This is a genomic window from Acinetobacter sp. CY79 (genome assembly GCF_059515845.1).
The window spans coordinates 14,344-37,244 of sequence record NZ_JCAKMY010000032.1 but is presented as its reverse complement, the minus strand read 5'-3'; the positions used below and the strand labels follow the sequence as shown (position 1 = coordinate 37,244).

The 22,901-nt window shown below is 38.9% G+C and carries 20 protein-coding genes and 1 pseudogene; 17 read left to right on the top strand and 4 right to left on the bottom strand.

The genetic code is table 11. The features are described from left to right. Positions 1–380: 380 nt before the first annotated feature. The 11 genes and pseudogenes from AC5YCE_RS12900 (at position 381) to AC5YCE_RS12850 (ending at position 10,765) form a co-directional block, all read left to right on the top strand. A complete protein-coding gene (locus AC5YCE_RS12900) occupies positions 381–824 on the top strand; it encodes a hypothetical protein (RefSeq protein ID WP_496172303.1) in 444 nt (147 codons plus the stop codon). A 324-nt stretch (positions 825–1,148) separates the two neighbouring features. Then, entirely contained in the window at positions 1,149–1,769 is a 621-nt protein-coding gene (gene thiE / locus AC5YCE_RS12895; RefSeq protein WP_496172302.1) for a thiamine phosphate synthase, read from the top strand. A 67-nt stretch (positions 1,770–1,836) separates the two neighbouring features. Next, entirely contained in the window at positions 1,837–3,135 is a 1,299-nt protein-coding gene (hemL, locus tag AC5YCE_RS12890; RefSeq protein ID WP_496172301.1) for a glutamate-1-semialdehyde 2,1-aminomutase, read from the top strand. A 118-nt stretch (positions 3,136–3,253) separates the two neighbouring features. Beyond that, positions 3,254–3,670, top strand: coding sequence for a GlcG/HbpS family heme-binding protein (locus tag AC5YCE_RS12885; RefSeq protein WP_496172300.1), 417 nt, complete (start codon positions 3,254–3,256; stop codon positions 3,668–3,670). Between the two features lie 12 nt (positions 3,671–3,682). Then, the gene (locus tag AC5YCE_RS12880) at positions 3,683–4,381 is read left to right on the top strand and encodes an acyl carrier protein (protein ID WP_496172299.1); all 699 of its coding nucleotides are present in this window, start codon (positions 3,683–3,685) and stop codon (positions 4,379–4,381) included. Positions 4,382–4,544: 163 nt separating this feature from the next. Continuing rightward, positions 4,545–5,189, top strand: coding sequence for an RluA family pseudouridine synthase (locus AC5YCE_RS12875; protein WP_496172298.1), 645 nt, complete (start codon positions 4,545–4,547; stop codon positions 5,187–5,189). A gap of 230 nt (positions 5,190–5,419) precedes the next feature. Beyond that, entirely contained in the window at positions 5,420–8,248 is a 2,829-nt protein-coding gene (gene rapA / locus AC5YCE_RS12870) for an RNA polymerase-associated protein RapA (RefSeq protein WP_496172297.1), read from the top strand. A 133-nt stretch (positions 8,249–8,381) separates the two neighbouring features. After that, positions 8,382–9,537 (top strand): annotated as a pseudogene (locus AC5YCE_RS12865) (IS4 family transposase). 424 nt (positions 9,538–9,961) lie between these two features. Beyond that, a complete protein-coding gene (locus AC5YCE_RS12860; protein ID WP_005105001.1) occupies positions 9,962–10,177 on the top strand; it encodes a cold-shock protein in 216 nt (71 codons plus the stop codon). Positions 10,178–10,280: 103 nt separating this feature from the next. Continuing rightward, on the top strand, positions 10,281–10,511 hold the full coding sequence (locus AC5YCE_RS12855) for a hypothetical protein (RefSeq protein WP_496172296.1): 231 nt from the start codon (positions 10,281–10,283) through the stop codon (positions 10,509–10,511). Positions 10,512–10,567: 56 nt separating this feature from the next. Further along, positions 10,568–10,765, top strand: coding sequence for a hypothetical protein (locus AC5YCE_RS12850; RefSeq protein WP_496126928.1), 198 nt, complete (start codon positions 10,568–10,570; stop codon positions 10,763–10,765). Between the two features lie 537 nt (positions 10,766–11,302). On the opposite strand, the gene AC5YCE_RS12845 is transcribed toward AC5YCE_RS12850, so the two are convergent. Together AC5YCE_RS12845 and AC5YCE_RS12840 are read right to left on the bottom strand one after the other, a co-directional pair. After that, entirely contained in the window at positions 11,303–12,103 is an 801-nt protein-coding gene (locus AC5YCE_RS12845) for an enoyl-CoA hydratase-related protein (protein ID WP_496172295.1), read from the bottom strand. Between the two features lie 97 nt (positions 12,104–12,200). After that, a complete protein-coding gene (locus AC5YCE_RS12840) occupies positions 12,201–13,409 on the bottom strand; it encodes an iron-containing alcohol dehydrogenase (RefSeq protein WP_496172294.1) in 1,209 nt (402 codons plus the stop codon). A gap of 339 nt (positions 13,410–13,748) precedes the next feature. Between AC5YCE_RS12840 and AC5YCE_RS12835 the strand changes: the two genes are divergently transcribed. Continuing rightward, entirely contained in the window at positions 13,749–15,455 is a 1,707-nt protein-coding gene (locus tag AC5YCE_RS12835) for an AMP-binding protein (RefSeq protein ID WP_496172293.1), read from the top strand. A 129-nt stretch (positions 15,456–15,584) separates the two neighbouring features. On the opposite strand, the gene fabR is transcribed toward AC5YCE_RS12835, so the two are convergent. Then, positions 15,585–16,268, bottom strand: a complete 684-nt coding sequence (fabR, locus tag AC5YCE_RS12830; protein WP_496126006.1) for an HTH-type transcriptional repressor FabR — start codon at positions 16,266–16,268, stop codon at positions 15,585–15,587. 140 nt (positions 16,269–16,408) lie between these two features. Between fabR and AC5YCE_RS12825 the strand changes: the two genes are divergently transcribed. Together AC5YCE_RS12825 and AC5YCE_RS12820 are read left to right on the top strand one after the other, a co-directional pair. Continuing rightward, positions 16,409–17,470: a ferredoxin reductase gene (locus tag AC5YCE_RS12825; protein ID WP_496172292.1), complete on the top strand. Its 1,062-nt coding sequence runs from the start codon at positions 16,409–16,411 to the stop codon at positions 17,468–17,470. Positions 17,471–17,482: 12 nt separating this feature from the next. After that, complete coding sequence (locus tag AC5YCE_RS12820; RefSeq protein WP_496172291.1) at positions 17,483–18,577, top strand: fatty acid desaturase family protein; 1,095 nt, start codon at positions 17,483–17,485, stop codon at positions 18,575–18,577. 114 nt (positions 18,578–18,691) lie between these two features. Here the strand turns inward: AC5YCE_RS12820 and AC5YCE_RS12815 are convergent, their stop codons facing one another. After that, the gene (locus tag AC5YCE_RS12815; RefSeq protein WP_496126009.1) at positions 18,692–19,390 is read right to left on the bottom strand and encodes an SIMPL domain-containing protein; all 699 of its coding nucleotides are present in this window, start codon (positions 19,388–19,390) and stop codon (positions 18,692–18,694) included. Between the two features lie 568 nt (positions 19,391–19,958). On the opposite strand from AC5YCE_RS12815, the gene AC5YCE_RS12810 reads away from it, so the two are divergent. From AC5YCE_RS12810 to dmpG, 3 genes are read left to right on the top strand one after another with little or no spacing between them, the layout of a single operon-like run. Then, the gene (locus tag AC5YCE_RS12810; RefSeq protein ID WP_496172290.1) at positions 19,959–20,756 is read left to right on the top strand and encodes a fumarylacetoacetate hydrolase family protein; all 798 of its coding nucleotides are present in this window, start codon (positions 19,959–19,961) and stop codon (positions 20,754–20,756) included. 22 nt (positions 20,757–20,778) lie between these two features. Further along, a complete protein-coding gene (locus AC5YCE_RS12805) occupies positions 20,779–21,672 on the top strand; it encodes an acetaldehyde dehydrogenase (acetylating) (protein WP_496126011.1) in 894 nt (297 codons plus the stop codon). An 11-nt stretch (positions 21,673–21,683) separates the two neighbouring features. Next, positions 21,684–22,703 (top strand): 4-hydroxy-2-oxovalerate aldolase, encoded by a 1,020-nt coding sequence (gene dmpG / locus AC5YCE_RS12800; RefSeq protein WP_496126012.1) that lies wholly within the window; start codon positions 21,684–21,686, stop codon positions 22,701–22,703. Positions 22,704–22,901 lie beyond the last annotated feature (198 nt).

The following is a 22,901-nucleotide window of genomic DNA, read 5'->3' as shown; positions in this document are numbered from 1 at the left end:
GGATTTATGCTGTGATTCTTTATAAAACTGCATGACTTTTTCGCGTAAATCGACAGAATATGTTTTTGGCATGATCCTAAATCTTAGTGTTTTTTCTATTGTAGCTCATATTGGATTTTTAGCTATATTAACCCGAATCGCGGATAAGGATTTTTCTTTAAAATCATAAGCTAAATGTAATTTTATGATTAATTTTTAGTGCTATCAGATCAAGGTAAATACTTTTTTATGATCAAAATGATGCATAAATCTTAAGATGAATTGTCTCATTGCCTTAAGCAGGATTCGGGTTATATTATGTTATTTTTAGAAAAACTTAAAATTCTTAATACGACAAAACTGTTTAAAACCTATTTGCCTCTGAATTATAGATACATCTTATGAAAAAGAACGGTATTAAAAATCCAATAAAAGCTACATTAATTTCCTCTCTCATAGCTCCTTTACCTTTTTTAGCGGCAATTTTAGCAAACTTTATATTGATGGAAGATTTTCATCTGTTGGAGTTTATTCAGGTATTAGGTTTTCTCTTAATCATTATGATATTTGCTCTTCCTTTTACCTGTATCATAAATTTTGTAATGGTATTACCTATGGCTCTTTTACTCAGTAGAATAAATTCTCTATCCGCAATTTATTTGTGTTTATGGTGTTCTCTAATAGCATTTCCTGCCTTCGGAATGTATATGAGAATGTTCAATGGTAGTCCAACTAGAGAAGTTGATTTTTTAGCAATCACTCTAACTACACTTTGTGGGCTATGTTCAGGAATCGCATTTTGTCGAATTGCTAAGATTCGATTAAAACCACATGACTTAGCATAATGGTTCTTATGCAAACTTTATTCTTCTTATTAAAAAAATCATACGTTATCCATCTCAAACAATCTCAAAATACCCTAAAAAGCCGACTGTAAAACCTGTCGGTTACTTTTGAGTAATGTTGATATTTATTGCTCGCAAAACAATCAATAAATAAGCTATTTTGAGTTCTTTAATGATCTTTTGTTTGTCAAATTTCTGAAATTATCTGTAATCAGTAGCGTCAATCGTTGAGCTTTCTATTTTGTTGAATTTAACAAATGCGATCACACGGTGCTTTGTCCTATAATGGACACAATTTTTGTATTTGCTTTGAGTGATTTAACCATGCGCGGTTTATATTTAATTACCAATGATGATCCGATTGAGCTGTTACTGGCGAAATTAGAAGGCGCAATGGCGACCTATGAAGTAGCTGTTTTGCAATATCGTCGTAAAAATGTGGCGAAAGAAAATCAAGCCTATGAAATTGAATACATGAAAAATATGTGTAATCAATACAATGTGCCTTTTGTGATCAATGATGATTTAGACACCGCGGTGCAATATGGCGTAGGTGTGCATTTGGGCCAAGGCGATGGTTCAATTGTTGAAGCCAAACAACGTCTTCCTAAAAATGTGTTGATTGGTCGCAGTTGCAACAATTCAATTGAACTCGCTGAGCAAGCGATTGCAGATGGTGCAAACTATGTGGCGTTTGGTGCAATCTATGCAACAGAGACCAAGCCTGAAGCGGGTAATATCGGTCTTGACACCTTAAAACTCGCTAAAGAAAAACTCAATGTGCCAATCTGCGCGATTGGTGGCTTAACGGTTGAAAATGGGGCTGAAGTCATTGCGGCAGGTGCTGATTTGTGTGCTGTGATCAGTGACGTATTGGGTGGTTCAATGTCAGTGGTTGCTCAACGTGTCTATGACTGGTCTGAGCTATTTACTGAAAATGCTTAAGGTTGCTGAACGAGCCTAAGCGCTTTTATTTATTGAAATCATTTAAATTTTTGAGTTGAGAATCTCCATGACTTTATCTGCAAAGCAAGAACAATTATTTAAACAAGCCAGCAAACATATTCCAGGTGGCGTGAACTCACCTGTACGTGCATTTAATGGCGTGGGTGGTACGCCAGTGTTCATCGAAAAAGCGAAAGGCGCCTTTTTGTATGATGTCGATGGCAAACGCTATGTAGATTATGTGGGTTCTTGGGGGCCAATGATCTTGGGTCATGCACATCCTGCAATCATCAAAGCAGTTCAAGAAGCAGCAGTTGACGGTTTAAGCTTTGGTGCGCCGACGGTGCATGAAACCACACTTGCAGATATCATTTGTGAAATCATGCCTTCAATTGAATTGGTACGTATGACCAACTCAGGCACGGAAGCAACCATGACCGCGATTCGTTTGGCGCGTGGCTACACAGGTCGTGACAAGATTGTAAAATTTGAAGGCAACTACCACGGTCACTCAGATTCTTTACTTGTAAAAGCAGGTTCAGGTTTGTTAACGAGTGGTGAAGGTGAGGCGACTTCTGCAGGTGTACCTGCGGATTTTGCAAAACATACTTTAACGCTTCCGTACAATGACATTGCAACTTTAAAAGAATGTTTCGCGAAATTCGGTTCAGAAATTGCAGGTGTGATTGTAGAGCCTGTAGCAGGCAATATGAACTTGGTGAAACCAATTGATGGTTTCTTACAAGCCATTCGTGATGTCTGTGATGAACATGGTTCAGTCTTTATCATTGATGAAGTGATGACCGGTTTCCGTGTGGGGCTAGGCGGTGCTCAGGCGCATTATGGCGTTAAACCTGATTTAACGACTTTAGGTAAAATTATCGGTGCAGGGCTTCCAGTCGGTGCATTTGGGGGTAAGCGTGAAGTGATGGAATGCATCGCACCTTTAGGTAAAGTCTATCAAGCAGGGACATTGTCAGGTAACCCATTGGCAATGCGTGCAGGCATTGAAATGTTTAAGCATTTACGTGCTGAAGGATTCTACGAGAAACTGACTGCACAACTTGAGAAATTATTGATTGGTCTACAAGCTGCTGCGGATGAATCCGGTATTGCATTTAAAACGCAACAAGTCGGTGGTATGTTCGGTTTGTATTTTACAGATCAACAAGACATCACCAGTTTTGATTCGATGTTGAAATGTGATGTTGACATGTTCCGTAAATTCTTCCACGGCATGCTTGATGAAGGGGTGAATTTAGCACCGTCTGCATTTGAAGCAGGATTTATCTCAAGTGCGCACTCAGATGAAGATATTGCGTACACAATTCAAGCAGCTAAAGCAGTTTTTGCACGCATTAAATAATATTTTTGTATAAAATCAATTAAGATATACCCGTAGTATCAGTACTGCGGGTTTTTTGTGTCAGGCTGAGTCTTAACAGATCAGTCTCAAGTATAAAATTCAGGGATAGCGATTAAAAATGAAGACTAAGCACTATTTAACGTTGGAAGATGCTGAATTTCTACTGACACGTGCACATCAATATGCCATTGATCAAAAGTTTAATGTCAGTATTGCTGTGGTTGATGAAACAGGAATCTTGTTGGCGATGAAGCGTATGGATGGCGCTTCTCCAATGACCGCCAATTTGGCGATTGAAAAAGCCAAATGTTCAGCGCTCAGCCGTAAACCGACACTCCTTTTTGAAGAACTGATTAAAGATGGTCAGCTCGGATTCTTAACTGTCAGTTCAATTTCAGGCATGCTTGAAGGGGCTGAACCGATTTTGTATCAAGGTCAATTGGTCGGTGCGGTCGGTGTATCTGGTGTGAAATCACATCAAGATGCACAAATTGCGCAACATGCGATTGATGTATTTTTAGCTTTGGCAGATTAAATCTGAATATTGATGTTGTATTCACTGCCTAAAAAAGTTGAAATGGATTTGAGTCAAGCCAAATGGCGTCTTGAATCCTCACAATGTGTTTTGGTGATGGTTGGGCTTCAATCACTTAGGCAAATGAGTCATTTTGAGGGCAGTGTGCTCTCAGAGAATTTGATCGCATTGTCAAAAAAAGCCAAAGCACTCGATATTCTAGCGCTTGATTTGAACCCTGAGCAATTCATGAATGCAATGCTGAGCTTAGGAGATTATGTCTCTCAAAATAAGCAAATCATTATTGCAGGTCAGATTACTCCGACGATTAAATCGGTTATTCAGCATATCAGCTCCATTACCCAGCAGATTTGCATGATTGATGATGCGATATGTTTAGAATCGAAGTCTCAGCATATCCACTGGATCAACGCTATTGTCGCTATGGGTTTACATCACATAAATACTCAAACCGCATTAAGACTTTGGACGCTGAGTGCACCCACTGAGTTTATCCTGTCGGAAAAAGGGATATTGTTGGCTGTTGCTGAACAACTTGACATGGACACTTTGGAAATTGATCCTTACTGTGATCTTCGACGCTATGGTTTAGATTCAATGGGTATCGTGAGTTTAACGGGGCTATGGCGTGCAAATGGCGCTCATATTCGCTATGAAGATTTTGAAAAGGGGATCAATTTAGTTGATTTGATCCAATGGTTAAAAATATGAATCTTGATCGAAGAAATCTTCGGTTGGTCAGTCGCTGATAAATTGTCGAATTTTCAGATAAAGAGTGAAAAAAACACCAAGTTTCGCAAATACAAGATTGTATTTTTGGGCGAAGCTTTCTATCATTGCCGGCTTGTTTTCACGATCTGATAGGAATTGAACTTTGAGTAACTTTCTAAAGGAAAACCTCATTCATCGTGATCCAGATTTTATGGTCATTCATAAACCTGCAGGTCTACTTTCCGTTCCTGGAAAAACTGCAGATTTACAAGATTGTGCAATCAATCGTCTACTCAAAGAAGAGCGTCGAACTTTACTGATTCATCGTTTAGATCGCGACACTTCAGGTCTTTTGGTTTTTGGTCTATCCAAAGCCGGTCAAAAGTCGATTTCTCGCCAGTTTCAAGAACGCCAAACCGATAAAACCTATCAAGCACTCGTGGTGGGGCATCTTGAAGGTGAGGGTACAGTTGATGTGCCTGTGATTTATGATCCATCTCGACCACCACTTCACATTGTAGATGAAACCCATAACAAGCCTGCATTAACCCATTGGCAGGTACTTGAGCAATTCGAAATAGAGGGTCAGGCTGTGACTCGGGTTAAATTGACACCGATTACAGGTCGTGCTCATCAATTACGCGTTCATATGCAATATCTAGGTCATCCGATTGTTGGTGATACCTTATATGCGGCGCCTGAGCATCAAGCATTAATGCCAAGACTCTGTTTACATGCAGAAAGATTAAGCTTTAGTCATCCGATATCTGAGGAGCGTATGGATTTTCATAGTCCCGTTCCTTTTTAGTTTCACAATTGATCAATTTGAATCAATGATCTTGATTTGAATTCAATTCAGTTGCCCTCATTGTAAAAGACAAGCTGAATGGAAAAATTGTGAAACATTCCCAAATTTTGCTCACTTTTTAGTGGGCTTTATGTCAAAATATATTGCTTAAAGACGTTAAACTTTGTTCAAATAATCTCCTGATTGAGCATTGGTTTTTCAGTCCTAACTTGAGATAAGGTGGAAAAAAATTGCAGCAATTTGCTATTGGTCAACGTTGGTTATCAGACACGGAAACAGAACTTGGATTAGGTGTATTGATTGATGTAGATGAACGCTCGATCAGCATTCTATTCCCTAAAAGTGATGAAACTCGTGTTTATGCACGTAACAATGCACCTTTATCTCGTATTGTATTTAATGTCAAAGATGAACTCCAAGACCAAGAAGGGATTACTTGGACAGTTGAAGCTTTGGAAGAGCGAAATGGCGTTATTCGTTATGATGTCATTCGTACCCTTGAAGATGGCACTCAACAACGTAAAGCTTTGAACGAAACACGTTTAGGCGCAACCATTCAATTGTCTAAACCCCTTGATCGTCTATTGGCAAGCCAAGTGGATTATAAAGAGTGGTATGACCTGCGGATTGAAGCATTACAAATGCAAGCCAATATGCAAAATAGCCCACTCCGAGGCATGGTCGGTGCGCGTGTTGGACTGATTCCACATCAGTTATATATTGCACATGAAGTCGGTAAACGTTTTGCTCCGCGGGTATTGCTTGCCGATGAAGTGGGCTTGGGTAAAACCATTGAAGCAGGTCTCATCATCCATCAACAACTCAAAACAGGTCGTTCGGAACGTATCCTGATTTTAGTGCCTGATTCACTGCAATATCAGTGGATGATTGAAATGCGTCGCCGTTTCAATTTAAATTTCTCACTTTTTGATTTAACTCGTACAGCTTCGATTAAAGAGCATGATCCAGAACTCAATCCATTCTTAACTGAACAGTGCATCATTGCATCGGTCGATTTGATGATTGACCATGATGACTTGCGCGAACAGGCAATCGAAGCGGGCTTTGATCTACTGGTTGTCGATGAAGCACATCATTTAATGTGGTCTGAAGAAAACGGCGGAAATGACCGTTACGACCTAGTTGAAGAACTTGCAGAAAAAACCCCAGGTGTTTTGCTGTTAACTGCGACACCTGAACAGTTGGGCGTAGAAAGCCATTTTGCACGTCTACGTTTACTTGATCCGCAACGTTTTAGTTCGCTTGATCGTTTCTTAGATGAAGAAGAAAAATATCAACAAACAGCTTCAATTGCAGAAGCTTTAATGTCGGATGCACCACTTGAAGCTGAGCATTTAAATGCTGTCGAAGTGTTATTGGGTCATAAAATTGAAGATGAGCCTGAACAACGTTACCGTGCGATTCATGAATTATTAGACCGTCATGGCACAGGACGTGTATTGTTCCGTAATACTCGTGAAGCAATTCAAGGTTTCCCAGGCCGTGATTGTCAGCCTGCACCTTTACCTGCACCCGAAGGCTGGTCTAAAGACGGCAAGCTGCGTGAGCAAATGTGGCCTGAAGAAGCACAATTAGATGGCGCTTGGATGGAAAATGATCCACGTGTGTCTTGGATCATGGAAATGCTACGTACGCAGTTAAAGCACAAAAAAGTGTTGCTGATTGCGCGTAGTGGTCCTGTGGTCGAAGCGCTTGAAAATGCCTTACGTATCCATGCTGGTATTCGTACCGCAATGTTCCATGAGGGTATGAGCTTGCTTGAACGTGACCAAGCTGCGGCATACTTCGCAGAAGAGTCGTATGGCGCTCAGATTTTACTGTGTTCAGAAATTGGTTCAGAAGGGCGTAACTTCCAGTTTGCTTCGGATTTAATCTTATTTGATTTACCTGCCAATCCAGATGTCCTCGAACAACGTATTGGTCGTCTAGATCGTATCGGTCAAGAAAACCGTATTCAAATTCATGTACCGTATTTAGTGGGAACTGCGCAAGAGCGTATGTTCCGTTGGTATAACGAAGCATTGAATATTTTCAGTAGTATTTCTCCAACGGCTCAAACACTTCAAGAAAACTTCATTATTGATTTAAAAGAGTGCTTGTTGACTGATAAAGGTCAAGTGTTTGAAGATGTACTCGAAGCGGTGAACGTTCAACGTCAAGCACTCGAAGATGAATTGCAATCGGGTCGTGACCGCTTACTTGAATACAACTCTTGTCGTCCGATGGTGGCCCAAGAAATTGTCACTGCGCTTGAAAATTACGATGACAATAGCTTATTGCCTATGTTCATGAAACGCTTTATGGCATCGACCAATATCGACTTTGATGAGCAAAGCAATGGTACTGTCATTATTAAGCCAACCGATCAAATGCAAGTACAAGGTTTACCATTGGATGAAGATGGTATGACCGTGACTTTCTATCGTGATCAAGCACAAATCCGTGAAGATGCACAGTACATCACGCTGGAGCATCCATTTGCTGAAAGCGTGATGGAAATGATTAATACTCAATCCTTTGGTAGCACCAATGTCGCATTGTTAAAATCGGCGGCACTACCACAAGGTTCTGTATTGTTAGAAGTGTGGTTTAAGGTGGGTGTCGTTGCACCAAAAGCATTGAACCTTCCTGCGAGCTTACCAACGCAGTTGATTCGTGTGTTGTTGAGTGAAAAAGGGCAGGATTTATCGCAAAAAATTGCACCTGAAATTTTGAAACCTTATTTACATCATTTAGATGGCAACAGTTGCCGTCAGGTGGTGAAAGCACGTCGTGATGTGGTTGAACAACGTTATGAACAAGCGTTAGATATCGCAAAAGGTGCATTGCCTGAATTGAAAAAACAGGCGAAAGAAATTTATAGTAGCAAATGGCAGTATGAAATTGACCGTTTGAGCTATTTAAAACAGTTCAACTCAAGTATTCGTGAAGATGAAATTACACGTTTGCAAAAGTTGCAAAAAGAAGGCTTAGGGTTACTCGATGGTTTATCTGTAACGCCAGAAGCGATTCAAGTTTTGGTTGTGGTTAAGCCATAAATTGAATTTTTGAATTCTAAAAAAAGTACCTTAGGGCACTACTGTCCCACAGTTTGCTTTAAATAAAAAACCTGAGTTTAAAGTCGTTAAAATATAAGTGCCAAACAACACTTTAACGATAAGGACTCAGGTTTTGTCACATCAGAATACCGTATTTCATCAATTGCTTAAACCTATTGTAAGACAAGATTTTGAACGTATCGCCAAACAGCATCACCGTGGGCAAAAGCTAAGATCAGCCACCCGATGGGATCAGTTTGTCGCCATCTTGATGTCACAGTTGTCATGTCGACAAAGCCTTAGAGATATTCAATCTAATCTCGAAGCCCAGCAGGACAAGCTCCATCAGCTCGGCGCTAAGCCGATCGCCAGAAGCACTCTCGCAAGAATTAATGAACAACAGCCCGCTTGTCTTTACCAGCAATTGTTCACCCAATTGCTTCAGTACTGTGAAAATTCTAAGACTGCTCATAAATTTCGATTTAAAAATCCACTCTATTCACTTGATGCAAGCCAATATCGATCTCTCATTGTCATTATGTAAATGGGCGAAAGTCCATGAGTCCAAGGCCAGTATCAAACTGACCGTTGGCTTAAATCATAGCCACACCATTCCTGAATTCGTTGTGCTTGGACATGGTATCGAAAATGATATGGTTCAAGGCAGAACACTTCAATTTCCCAGTGAAAGCATTGTGGTTTTTGACAAAGGATATATTGATTATCAATGGTTTGCTCAGTTGACCAATCAGAATGTTAGTTTTGTGACTCGACTTCGTCCAAAGACAGTTTATCGAGTTAAATCAAGCCGAAAGGTGTTGCAGTGCAAAGGAATTATTGCCGATGAATGGATTGAATTGAGCAGTACCCACGCGCAGAAAAGAGGAGCACCTAAACGTTTAAGACGAATAGAATTTTATGATGCTACCCAGAAAAGAACATTTGAATTTCTCAGCAATAACTTTCATTTGGCTGCATCGACCATCGCAGCGATTTACAAAGACCGCTGGAAGATCGAACTGTTTTTCAAAGCGATCAAGCAGAATTTAAAATTGAAGTCTTTTCTAGGTCGAAGCCGTAATGCGATAGAAACACAAATCTGGATTGCATTAATCGCCTATCTATTGATGAGCTTTGCTAAGCACATGGGGCAGGAAGGCTGGAGTGTTCAGCGCTTACTACGAATGATTCAGGTAAATTTATTTGAAAGGAAGCCACTGAGATCACTGTTTCAACCTCATAAAAAGTGGCTAAAACATGAAGAACCTCAATTGAGGCTCTTCATTTGATATTTGTGGGACAGTAGTGACCTTAGGGTGCTTTTTTTCTTTATATTTATCAAAGATCTCATGATTGATTTCACATGAAACGTGAACTTAGAGAGATAATTAACTCAAAGAGTACAGTTTGAATTTAGAACTTGATAATGAATACACTCAAAGCAAATGAAACGGGGAAAATAGAAAAAGAGACTTATATTTATTTTATTTATAAAATTTTATATTTGTATTAGAAAACTTGATTAATTCGAAATTTAGTGTATAGTTCACTTAACTAGAAAAAAGTCTTGTTTCGCTAAATCTTCTTTAAGCATCGCAGTTTTATTCATAATCCTTCGTTTTTTTCAGATTTTAAGTCTCATTCTTTATTATTTCAAAGTTAACACCAGTCAGTAAAGTGACTAAAAATTATTAAAAATTGATGGGATATATTATGTCAAACTCAAATGTTGTTAAAGGTACTGTTAAGTGGTTCAACGAAACTAAAGGTTTTGGTTTTATCCAACAAGAATCAGGTCCAGATGTTTTTGCTCATTTCAGCGAAATTGCCAGTTCAGGTTTCAAAACCTTGTTAGAAGGTCAATTGGTTGAATTTAGTGTTGCTCAAGGTCAAAAAGGTCCTAACGCTGTAAATATTGTTGCTATCTAAGTAACAGTTAACAGTCTAAAAAAGCACTTATGAGTGCTTTTTTATATTTTAAAATTTAATTAAAAGTTAGTTTTTTTTTGATTAAAAATAAATGGAATTTAAATTGTTAAAAATAAATGATTTAGTTGCAAAATCTATAAATGGTAATGAGATATCAGTTACATTAATTCCGCTTGTCCGAATGCAAAATACACGTGAAGGCTTCAAACAAGTTGAAGTTGGTAAAAGAGTTTTGCTGTCCTCTGGACTAGAAGTTGATTTAAATTTAGATGGTCGTACATTTTATATATCTTCAAATCAATTGTTTAAATTAAGTCATAAAGTTAATTCATAAGAAATTAACTGACGTTTAAGTGTTCTTAACACTTCACTCTTATTAAAGGAATACAAATGTTGAAACAAAATATCAATGTAAAAGATCAATTTGGAATTAAACACGCCATTCAAGCCACGGTAGATCACCAGTTTGAAGTGACCCAGTCTTATTCTAATATCAAGCATATTACAATAGACGGTGAAGATATTAGACCAAGCTTTGAAATGTTCTTCCAAAGTTCTTTAAGTGGAAAAATTTTTAAAATTATATAAAGATTTAGGCCTGTGACAGATCATTATTCTATGAACTTGTAGAGTCTAAAAATTCAGTAGTTTCTTAGAGTAATCATCGTGTTCATAAAAAAACTATTCCACAAAAAGTATAATTTTATTTTCATCGAAAACAATCAATTCAGGCATGAAAATTCTTAGACCTAAACGTTAGATGAAATATGATTTAAGAATAAAAGCCTCTTTCGCCATTTGAAATACCCTAATAATTTAAAGTATCTTGAGCTCAATATATGGAATTCTGTTGAGCTCCTATTTTGGTTTTGCGCCTAGTGAAAACCTAGAATAAATATAATCAAAGTAAATTTTTTACTCCCCCTGAGCGGCTTTTGAAAAATATCATTGGGGATGCGCTTTAAATATATTTTTAATATGCGTTAATCTCTTTTTTCTCAAAATATTACAAAGTATTTCTATCAAATTTTCGAATGCTAAAAATTAGCATCTTGATTGAAGTTTTTTTTAGTTATTTTTTCATAATAATCTAATTTAATTCATATTTTTATAGTTTTTCAAAGTTTATTGGTTAAACTGCGAAAAATCAGGCTGTCGTTTTTGCATAAAAGCGCAGATAGCTTCAAACATTTCAGGTGATTGAACACGCTGTATCACCACTTCTGCTTCATCATCAATGCATTTTATAATTTGATCCAGATTGTGCTTCATTAACTTTTTTACAGCTTTGAGTGAAGTACTCGGAAGGGATGACAAATGCTCAGCCTGAGCCGTTGCATATTCATAAGGGTTGTGAATAATTTCATTGAGAATGCCAGCCTTTAAAGCTTTATGTGCATCATACTTATTTGCCATAAATAAGATATCTGCCGCTTGATGATAGCCCGCACGTTGAACCAATAATAAACTGGCTGCACCCTCGAGGGATAAACCTAAGCTCACAAAAGGCATTTGAAATGTTGCAGTGTCATCGGCATAAACAAAATCAAAATGTAACAGCAGTGTATTCGCAACGCCAATACACGCACCAAGCACAGCAGCAATACAGGGTTTAGAAAACTGAGCCAGAGCTTTAAGTAACATAAAAGGTGCTGTAGAACCTGCTTGACCTGCTTCTGGAAATTGAGCTAACTGTAAAAATGATTTCATATCATTTCCAGCGCTAAAATCCTGATCTACACCACGCAAAATGAATACTCTCACTTCACTCGATTGGTCAGCTTCACAAATAGCTTCACGTAAATTAACGTACAGATCCATATTGAAAGCATTTTTAGCTTCAGGTCGATCAATCGCCAGTGTGAACACACCGTTCTCAAGTTGCGCATGTAGATGCGGATAAGGAGATTCAATCGATTTCAGCATTTTAAAATATCCTTATTTTAAATCGATGATCATTATTAAATTTTATTTTGAATCATGGTGCACTGTTTCTTAAGCTTTTCCTCAAGCTCACACTATTCTAAATGCTTTGAAGGCGCATCAAAATTGCTTCAGCCTCTGCATAGTCCATGTACTTAGGTACAGCATACATGCCATGTGCTTCTGTAAATGCAGCTTCAATCATTTCAGGGAAATCTTGCGGTTGAATGCCTTGAACTTGTGTATTGATGTTTAAATCAATTAAAAGTGTTTTGATGCGCTGGATGAAGATATCTGTTGCTTCGAGATCACTCGGAGAAGTGGTTAAACCAATTTCACGTGCTAATTTAGCGAGGCGTTTTTCCGAGGCTTGGCGGTTAAACTCAAGCACATGAGGCAAAATGATCGCATTTGCACGCCCATGAGGTACGCCATATTTTGCGCCTAGTTGATGAGCCAGCGCATGTACGTAGCCGATAGCAGCTTTATTCATAGCAAGTCCAGCATAATGTGAACCTAAAGCCATTGCTTCCCGAGCAGCTAAATTTTTTCCATCTTTCCAAGCCAGGATTAAATTTTCTAAAATCAGTTTGGTTGCTGCTCGTGAGTAAAAATCAGTTTCTTGATTTGCAAACTCACTGACCCATGATTCAAGTGCATGTGTCAGTGCATCAATACCTGTATCTGCGGTAATGGCAGGAGGCATACCTTGCATAATAATGGGATCAAGCGCTGTTGCAAGTGGCACGACTTTGGGGTCGATCACTAAACTTTTCACATGCGTTCGATTGTCCGATAAAACGGCAGCAACAGTCACTTCAGAACCCGTCCCAGCAGTGGTTGGTATCACAAATAAGGGGAAGGCGGGTTTTCGAGCCTTCAATAGACCAACCAGTTGTTTGGGTGATCTGTTGTTCGCAGCGGCTAAAGCCAACACTTTCGACGTGTCTATGGTCGAACCACCACCCACAGCAAGTACACTATCAGATTTAGAGCTTTTAAAAAGCTGAATCCCTTTATCAACCACTTCAAAAGTCGGATCAGGTTTTACTTCGGAGAAAATGTTGACCTGAACAACTGCTTGTTCTAATTGACTTTGCAAAGGTTGAATGACACCAAGTTTGAGCAAGACTTCATCTGTCACAATCAGCACTTTTTTCATACCCAGTTGTTGGATGTTATTGCATAAATTTAAGGCTGAATTTGGTCCTGCAAATACCAACGGATGTGATACAGGCAATATATATGTGAGTGCTTGAACGGCTTTCAATTGTGCTTTTGCTTTAATTATTGTAGATAATTTAGCCATTTATAATTAACTCAATCCATGAATTATATTTTAGTTATAGGTTAAATAATATGCATTCACATTGGCGAAGTGAATCAACTCCAATGACGTATTATGCCAGCTATCTTTTTGCACTTGAGAATTTATTTGATGCTTTTGATCGTTAAATTTTAAGTAAGTGAGCTGAACGCCTTTAAGCACGCACTTTAAAAAATTCCTTGTGATGTTTGGTTGATTAAGCCAATGGAATGGCGTTTTTTTATACTTGATTTATCTGAAGTTTGTGGTAGAAATTTATTATGGATGACAAATATACAAATAAATCCACCATTTTATCGAGATGATAGGGATGATCATTGCATGGAAGATTTAAATAACATCGGGCGCTCGGATGACTTGCCTACACACGTACATTATCTTTTACATTGGGCGCAGAAATCTCCAAATAGAGCGTTCTTAATTCAACCTTTACCCACAGGCGAAGTGATCAAATTCACATGGCAACAGGTTGCGGATGAAGTAAAGCGCATGGCGGCTTATTTGCAAACCATGAATTTACCTCAGCATAGTCAAATTGCGATTTTGGGTAAAAATAGTGCGCATTGGATCATGGCGGATTTAGCAATTTGGATGTCAGGTCATGTCTCTGTTCCGCTGTATACAACTTTGAATGCTGATGGTACTAAGTACGTGCTTGATCATAGTGAAAGCAAAGTCCTTTTCATTGGCAAATTGGATGGTATTGGTGACAGTTGGAATGAAGTGAAAGGTATTCTTCCCAAAGACATGCCATGTATTCGATTACCACTTGCTCCTGATTATGATGCCATTACATGGGATGATGTGATTGCGCAAACACAGCCAACCACATCGCCTTATTTACCACAGGCTCAAGAGTTAGCTACCATTATTTATACGTCTGGCAGTACAGGATTACCAAAAGGTGTCATGCAAAGTTATGAGACCTTGTTGTCACCCGCATCTGAGTTAAAGGGAACTTTTGGGGTGACATCAGATGACCGTGCATTGTCTTATTTACCTTTAGCTCATGTTGCAGAACGCGTATTTATTCAATCATCCGTGATGATCTGTGGGTTTACCGTATATTTCGCAAATTCACTTGAAACGTTTATTGAAGATTTAAACCGAGCCAAACCCACCATTTTCTTCTCAGTGCCACGATTATGGACTAAGTTTTACTTAGGAATTAATGAAAAAATACCACCTAAAGTCCAAAATATCGTGTTTAAAATACCAGTTTTAGGTAATGCTTTTAAGAAAAAACTGCTGTCCAAACTGGGTCTTAACCATGTGCGATATGCGCTGACTGGGTCTGCACCTTTGCCAATCAATATCATTAAATGGTATCGAAGTTTAGGGCTTGAGCTACTTGAGGTTTATGGTATGACTGAAAACAGTGGCTATTCACATATTACCCGTTGGGGTGAATATTTAAGTGGATATGTGGGGCATGTGCAACCAGGCGTTGAATGCAAGATTGATGAAAATGGAGAGATCCTCGTCAAAAGTCCTGGCACGATGCTGGGGTACTATAAAAATCCTGAGAAGACCGCTGAAGATTTAACAGAAGATCGCTTTTTGCGAACAGGAGATATGGGAGAGATTGACTCAAGTGGTCGATTGAAAATCACAGGACGAGTTAAAGACATATTCAAAACCCAAAAAGGTAAATATGTCATGCCTGTACCGATTGAGCAGAAGATTGGTAATCATCAAATGATTGAATCTGTTTGTGTCGGAGGTGCCAGTCATAAGCAACCGATTGCATTTGTGATGTTGGCTGAAGAGATTCGTAATAAGCTTAAACAAGACAATAAGCGTGATGAAATTGAGGCGGCGCTCATTGCACTGAAAAGTCAGGTTAATGAAAAGCTAGAGGCACATGAAAAACTTGGATTCATTGTGGTGATTATGGATTTATGGACGATGGATAATGACATGCTTACACCAACGATGAAGATTAAGCGGAATAAGATTGAATCCAAATATGAACCGCTCATTGAGGCTTGGGTGGCGCAAAATAAAGAAGTGGTGTGGGAATCCTAAGTTATAAAATAAATCACTATTTAACTTCTTAGATTAGCTTTCTAAAAAACATTCAAATTACGAGCATCTAAGTATAAAAAGCCCTTATAGATAAGGGCTTTTTTATGGCATCACGATTTTAAAGCATGATTATTTTTCTAAATGACGTGCACCTTCAAGAATCATTCGGATCATGATCATGGTCTGTTCAGCAATTTCTTTACGTTCTTCAGTCGGCATATTGATGACTTTTGCACCCATATTAAACACCAGTTGAGTGATGGCTTTGGCAGCAACTTCAGGATAAATCATTTTATTGTTATTTAACTTTTCCAATCGAACTAAATCATCTCGAAGCTCGAGTTGGAAATAATTGAGTTGTTTTTCAACAGCTTCTTTATAAGATGCAGAGCCTGTATAACCTTCACGTAACAAAAGGCTTAGATAACCCTCATCGGCATCCAATTGTTCAATGAAAACCTCAACCGAGCTTCGAACAATACTGGATTTCTTTGAAGCTTTAAGTCGTGCTTGAAGCAAAATCTGACGTAGTACGGTAGCAGAGCGGTCAATCAGCTCGATCGCAAGCTCATCTATATCCTTAAAATGCCGATAAAAACTATTCGGTGCAATTCCAGCTTCACGTGCAACTTCACGTAAACTTAAGGATGCGATACTTTTTTGTGGCCCGATTAATTTAAGTGCTGCTTGAAATAATTCATCTTTGGTAATCGTCGCTTTTCTTCCAACTGATCGAACTTGAGTGCGTTGTTCAGGCACTGGTCGTAATTCTTGAGTGATTTCAATATCTGTAAAAATGGAAGAATGACTCATAAATATCAAGCATATAGATTTATATCACCATTATAGCAACCTGCTCTGCATAGGGGAATGACAACTTATACAAAGCTTCACTATACAAATATATATACATCTGTATAATAATTATTAAACCGCAACAAAGTGAGTGGAAAATGCAAGCTGTAACAAATCGAAAAACCGTTATTGATTCTATAGTTGAATCAGTTTTTGATCGTCATGCTGCAAATTTCTGGTTGCAAAAGCTCAATCCACTTTGGTCGGTAAATCAATCTTTAGGAAAGATTGTTAGCAAACAAGTAAATGGTGCAGATACAGTTAGTTTAACCATTCAAACCAATAAAAACTTTAAGAAAGCGCAAGCAGGCCAGCATCATCCCGTGATCATTCAAAGCAATGGTCGCTTATATGAGCGTACATATAGCTTGACCCAAGTCGATGATCAGCATGTGTTATTAACAGCCAAAAAAGTCGCGGATGGTGTGGTAAGCAATTGGTTGGTGAATGATTCAAAAGTTGGAGACATGATTGAATTTGGTCTGCCGTATGGTGATATGACGATTCAAGCTGACGCTCAACCGCTTATCTTATTGGCAGCGGGAAGTGGGATTACCCCGATGTACAGTTTGCTCAAAGATCTATTGAAAACAGATTCAAATCGCTCAGTAATATTGATGTATTGGGTGAAAACTCAAGCAGATGTTGCGTTTAAAGCAGAGCTAGAGCAATGGGCTCAGCAACATAAAAATTTTGAATTAAAACTATTCTACACCCAAGCTGAACATGCCGATGAACGCATTAACAAACAACATGCAGCACACATTGAACATTTAGCAACTGCGACTGTTTATGCATGTGGACCTTCAGGTTTTGTTCATTCAGCTGAAGAAGTTTTTGCTCAGGCGGCAACCTTTAAAAGTGAAGCATTTAGTTTAACTCCGATCATTTCAGATGAGGTCGGGTTTATCAATGTCACGTTGACGCAGTCTCAAAAGACGATTTCGATTCCAAAAGGGCAATCGATTTTAGTGAGCTTGGAACAACAAAATATTAAACCGACACACGGTTGTCGTATGGGCATTTGTAATAAATGTGCATGTAATAAAGCGCAGGGTTCAACCAAAAACCTTGTGAATGGCGCTGAAAATAACGAGCCGGGGAACCTGCTTAAAATTTGCGTAAATTCAGCACAAACTGACCTGATTATTGATCTATAAGCGAGTACATTTATGAACATGCCAGTTCAATTACAGTATTTTAAAAATCCTAAAAACCGTGAGCTTACTGAGTCTCAGTTGAATGAACTTGCGCGTGAGCTCGATGCCATTAAACAAGAAGTGTTGGATGATATTGGTGAGAAAGATGCCAAATACATTAAACGTGTTTATGCCGCGATTCGTTATAGTTCAATTTTAGGTCGTGCATGCTTATTTGCAGGATGGTTCCCGCCAGCTTGGGTTTTAGGAACAGGTTTACTTGGTTTTGCTAAAATCATGGAAAACATGGAATTAGGTCATAATGTCATGCATGGTCAATATGACTGGATGAATGATCCTAAGTTCAAAGGTACAACCTATGAGTGGGATATCGTAGGGACGGCAGCAGATTGGCGTCAAACTCATAATTATAAACATCATACGTATACCAATATTAAGGGTATGGATGATGACATCGGTTATGGCATTATCCGTTTGTTCCCAGAGCAACGTTGGAAAAAAGGATATTTGTTGCAACCGCTTTATAGCGTTCCATTTTGCTTATTATTCCAATGGGGTGTGGCGATTCAAAACCTTGAAATTGGTAAACGTCTAAAGGGGCGTATGACCAAAGAAGAATTCCAAGAACGTTTAACACCGATGAAAAAGAAAATCGGCAAGCAACTGTTTAAAGACTATGTATTCTTTCCTTTAATTGCGGGTCCTGCGGCACTGCCTGTGTTCTTAGGTAATTTGGCTGCCAATGGTATTCGAAATATTTGGACCTTTAGTATTATTTTCTGCGGTCACTTCACTAAAGATGTTGAAGTTTTTCCAAAGTCTGTATTAGAAAATGAATCTCGTGGTCATTGGTACATGCGTCAAATTCGTGGGTCATCAAACTTAACGGGCTCAGAAGCATTTCATATTCTAACGGGTCATTTGAGTCATCAAATTGAGCATCACTTATATCCAGATATTCCTGCACGTCGCTACCGTCAAATGGGTCCAAAAGTGAAAGCTGTTTGTGAAAAATATGGTTTGAACTATAACAATGCAAGCTTGGTGAAACAGTATGGTCAAGTGCTTGGGCGTATTGTGAAATATGCCTTTCCATTCAAAAAGTGAAAATCTGATTTTTCAGTTCAATCCTGACTTAAGCTGACCAAATAAAAAAGCCATTCATGTGAATGGCTTTTTTATTTATTAGAGGAAAAAGATATCTGAATAATGATGGAGTGCTTATTTAAGTTGAATCGAGCCGTTCGCATTCACTGTAATTTTAGACTCGCCCGCAGCCATATTTTGCGAGTCAGCAGCTTCAGCACCTGAAAATTTTGCCATAGATGCACGCATCATCACAGGTTGAGGATAACTATTATTGGTATTAAAGTTGAGTGAAACAAGGTTGTAACTTGATTTGTTCCAAGCTTGACTTAAGATTTGCGCACGTTGTTGGAAGTTTTTAGAGGCTTCAGTCATGAGTTCATTTTCCACTTTCTTACGCTGTGCATCTGAAACCGTGAAATTGATTGATTGAGTTTGAAAGTTTTGCTGTAATTCACTGACCAATTGGCTTGCTGCTTTAAAGTCAGTGCTTTCGATATTAATTTCAGCACGACCGCGCCATTCTTTTAATTTTGTAGAATCATTGTCATAGACTGGATAAGTGGTTTGAGAGCCGGTTTCGACTTTGACTTGCGGATATTTTTTTGCAACGTTTAATGCTTGGTTCATCAACTGCGTGATTTGAGCAGACAATTCAGCAGGCTGTTTGTGACTTTTTTCAATAAATAAAACAGCATGCATTTCGTCGTTCGACACTTGGCGAGTGGCTTCAGCTTGGAAATTTAGAATATTATATTTCAGTGCATCATCTGCCATGCTTAAAGTGCTTGCACCCAATACCAATAATGCTGTTGCGAATTGTTTTATATTCATTTAGTTGCTCTTCTATCTGCCCCGAATTGATCATTTGATACTAATACGAATGTGTGTAGAAATAATGTTTTTTTTGGCAAGTATTATATCGCGCTGTAATTTCGTCTTTATTTCATACACATGGAATACTTTAAGACTTAGGTCGGGTTAATTCATTGAAGTTAATACGTTTTAATGGTGATATAAAATCTGAAGACAGTCATTTAAATTTTGATTGTTTTTTGAGTGGTATTGTGCTGATTGAAGCAAATACTCTGCTTTTAGAGGGCGTCGAATAGTCTAAAGATGGATTAAATTTATAGCTTTAAAGTTGTTATAATGAATGATCAAAATAAAAAAATATTAATTATTATAAGGTTATAAGATTTTAATTTTGATCAATAATAGCTTAAGACTATTGTTATAAATAAAATAAGTATTGGCATATCCTTTCAGTTTTTCTCATCCTAGCTCACATCAGAGATGACTCTATCTCTAAAAGATTTTGAAGCTTATTGGATTGGCTTTTCTATAAAGCTGATCAGTATAGCTTCAATTCCATCGTCACATGAAGTTGAAGGAAGTCTTGATGTCTAATTCTGCTGTGGTTGAATCAGTTGCACAAGCGTTACGTACTGCTGAATTAACACAAACTGCGATCTCTCCAATCCGTCCTGCATTGGGCGGTGAAGCTGCGAACGTCGATATTGCATACGCTGTTCAAGAAGTGAATACAGCACGTGCATTAACAGAAGGTCGTCGTTTAGTGGGTCGTAAAATTGGTTTGACCTCTAAAGTTGTTCAAGCACAGCTTGGCGTAGATCAACCTGACTTCGGTATGCTCTTTGCTGATATGGCGTATGGCGATGGTGAAGCAATTCCAGCGGGTCTTTTAATCCAACCTAAAGTTGAAGCTGAAATTGCATTGGTCATCAATCAAGATTTAACCAAAGAAAAGCATACTTTTGCAGACATCATCAGTGCGACTGAATACGCACTTCCTGCAATTGAAGTCGTGGATAGCCGTATTGAAAACTGGAAAATCAGTTTGATCGATACCGTTGCTGACAATGCTTCTTCTGCTGCTTTTGTTTTGGGTTCTAAACCTGTAAAACTCGACAACCTTGATCTTGTCAATTGCAAAATGATCATGACCCGTGGTAAAGACGTCGTGTCTCAAGGTGTAGGTAAAGCATGCTTGGCGAATCCATTGAACGCAGCAGTTTGGTTGGCTGATGAAATGGTTCGTCGTGGTCGTCCATTGTTGGCAGGTGACATTATTTTAACGGGTGCTTTAGGTCCAATGGTTGTTGCTCAACCAGGTGATGAATTTAAAGTTGAAATCGAAGGTTTCGGTTCTGTGACAGCTGCGTTCGCTGCTGAATAAGGGAAGACGAGAGAGTACATTCATGAAAAAGATTAAATGTGCAATGATCGGTCCGGGTAACATCGGTACTGATTTGCTTTACAAGTTACAACGTAGCGAATGGTTAGAGCCAGTCTGGATGGTGGGGATTGACCCAACGTCTGAAGGTCTTGCTCGCGCGGCAAAAATGGGTTTGAAAACCACTGCGGAAGGTGTAGATGGTCTTCTTCCTCACGTGATTGCAGATGACATTAAAATTGCATTTGATGCAACCTCTGCATATGTACATGCTGAAAACAGCCGCAAGTTAAATGAACTTGGCGTGCTCATGATTGACTTAACACCTGCTGCAATTGGTCCATTCTGCGTACCACCAGTAAACTTAGAAGCATTGCTTGCGGCTGGCGAAGTGCCAAACGTAAACATGGTGACATGTGGTGGTCAGGCAACGATTCCTATGGTTGCTGCAGTTTCTCGTGTTCAACCTGTTGAATACGGTGAGATCATTGCAACTGTATCGACTAAATCAGTTGGTCCTGGTACACGTAAAAACATTGATGAATTTACACGTACAACTGCGGGTGCAATTGAGAAAGTGGGTGGCGCGAAACAAGGTAAAGCGATCATCATCATCAACCCTGCTGAGCCACCATTAATGATGCGTGACACAGTACATTGTTTAGTTGAAGGTGAGCCAGATCAAGCTGCGATCACTGAATCTGTACATGCGATGATTAAAGAAGTTCAAAAATATGTACCAGGTTACAAGCTTGTAAATGGTCCTGTATTTGATGGCAACCGTGTGTCAATTTACTTAGAAGTTGAAGGTTTGGGCGATTTCCTACCGAAATACGCAGGTAACCTTGACATTATGACTGCTGCTGCTGCACGTACTGCAGAAATGTTTGCAGAACACGTATTTAATAAAGACGCTTAAGGAGCAATCACATGTCTAAGATTATTGTTCATGATATGACTTTGCGTGATGGTATGCACCCACAGCGCCATCAAACCACTGTTGAGCAAATGATTGCAATTTCAACAGCACTTGATGATGCAGGCGTACCTTTAATCGAAGTTACACATGGTGACGGCCTTGGCGGTTCATCAGTCAACTACGGTTTTGCTGCCGCAACTGATGAAGAGTACTTAACTGCTGTTGTGCCACGTATGAAGAATGCAAAAGTATCTGCATTACTTTTACCTGGTATCGGTACGGTCGACCATTTAAAAATGGCGCACGAAATCGGTGTTTCTACGATTCGTGTTGCGACGCATTGTACTGAAGCGGATTGTTCTGAACAGCACATCACAGCTGCACGTAAATTAGATATGGACACTGTGGGCTTCTTAATGTTGGCTCACATGGCATCTCCTGAAAAATTGCTTGAAGAAGCTCAGAAGATGGTTGCCTATGGTGCAAACTGTATCTATGTAACTGACTCTGCAGGTTATATGTTGCCACAAGACGTGAAAGACCGTGTGGGTCACTTACGTCAACACTTAGATTCAAGCATTGAGCTTGGTTTCCACGGTCACCACAACTTAGGTATGGGTGTTGCTAACACTGTTGCTGCTGTTGAAGCGGGTGCGATCCGTGTTGACTTAGCATCTGCGGGTCTTGGTGCTGGTGCAGGTAATACACCGCTTGAATTGTTCATCGCTGTTGCGAATCGTATGGGTATGGACACTGGCGTTGACTTGTTCAAAGTACAAGACGTTGCGGAAGACTTAGTGATTCCAATGATGTTAAACCCAATTCGTGCAGACCGTGATGCGGCAACTTTAGGTTATGCAGGTGTTTACTCATCATTCTTGTTATTTGCTAAACGCGCAGAAGCGAAATATGGCGTATCTGCTCGTGAAATCTTAATGGAATTGGGTCGTCGTGGTACTGTTGGCGGTCAAGAAGACATGATTGAAGATTTAGCATTAACGATGTCTAAAGCACGCGAATCACAAGCTTAATTGTAGATTAAGTTTTGATGCAAAAAAGCACCCAATCGGGTGCTTTTTTATTTTGGATTTGATGTGAATTTTCAGATTCGGTATGAGATTCATAGTTTTAGATATACATAAAAACGCTGTCTTAAATCTTAGAAACGATTACTGATTCTGTAAATGATTATGGCTCTCAAAGTGATTCAAACATAAAAACACTTAAAC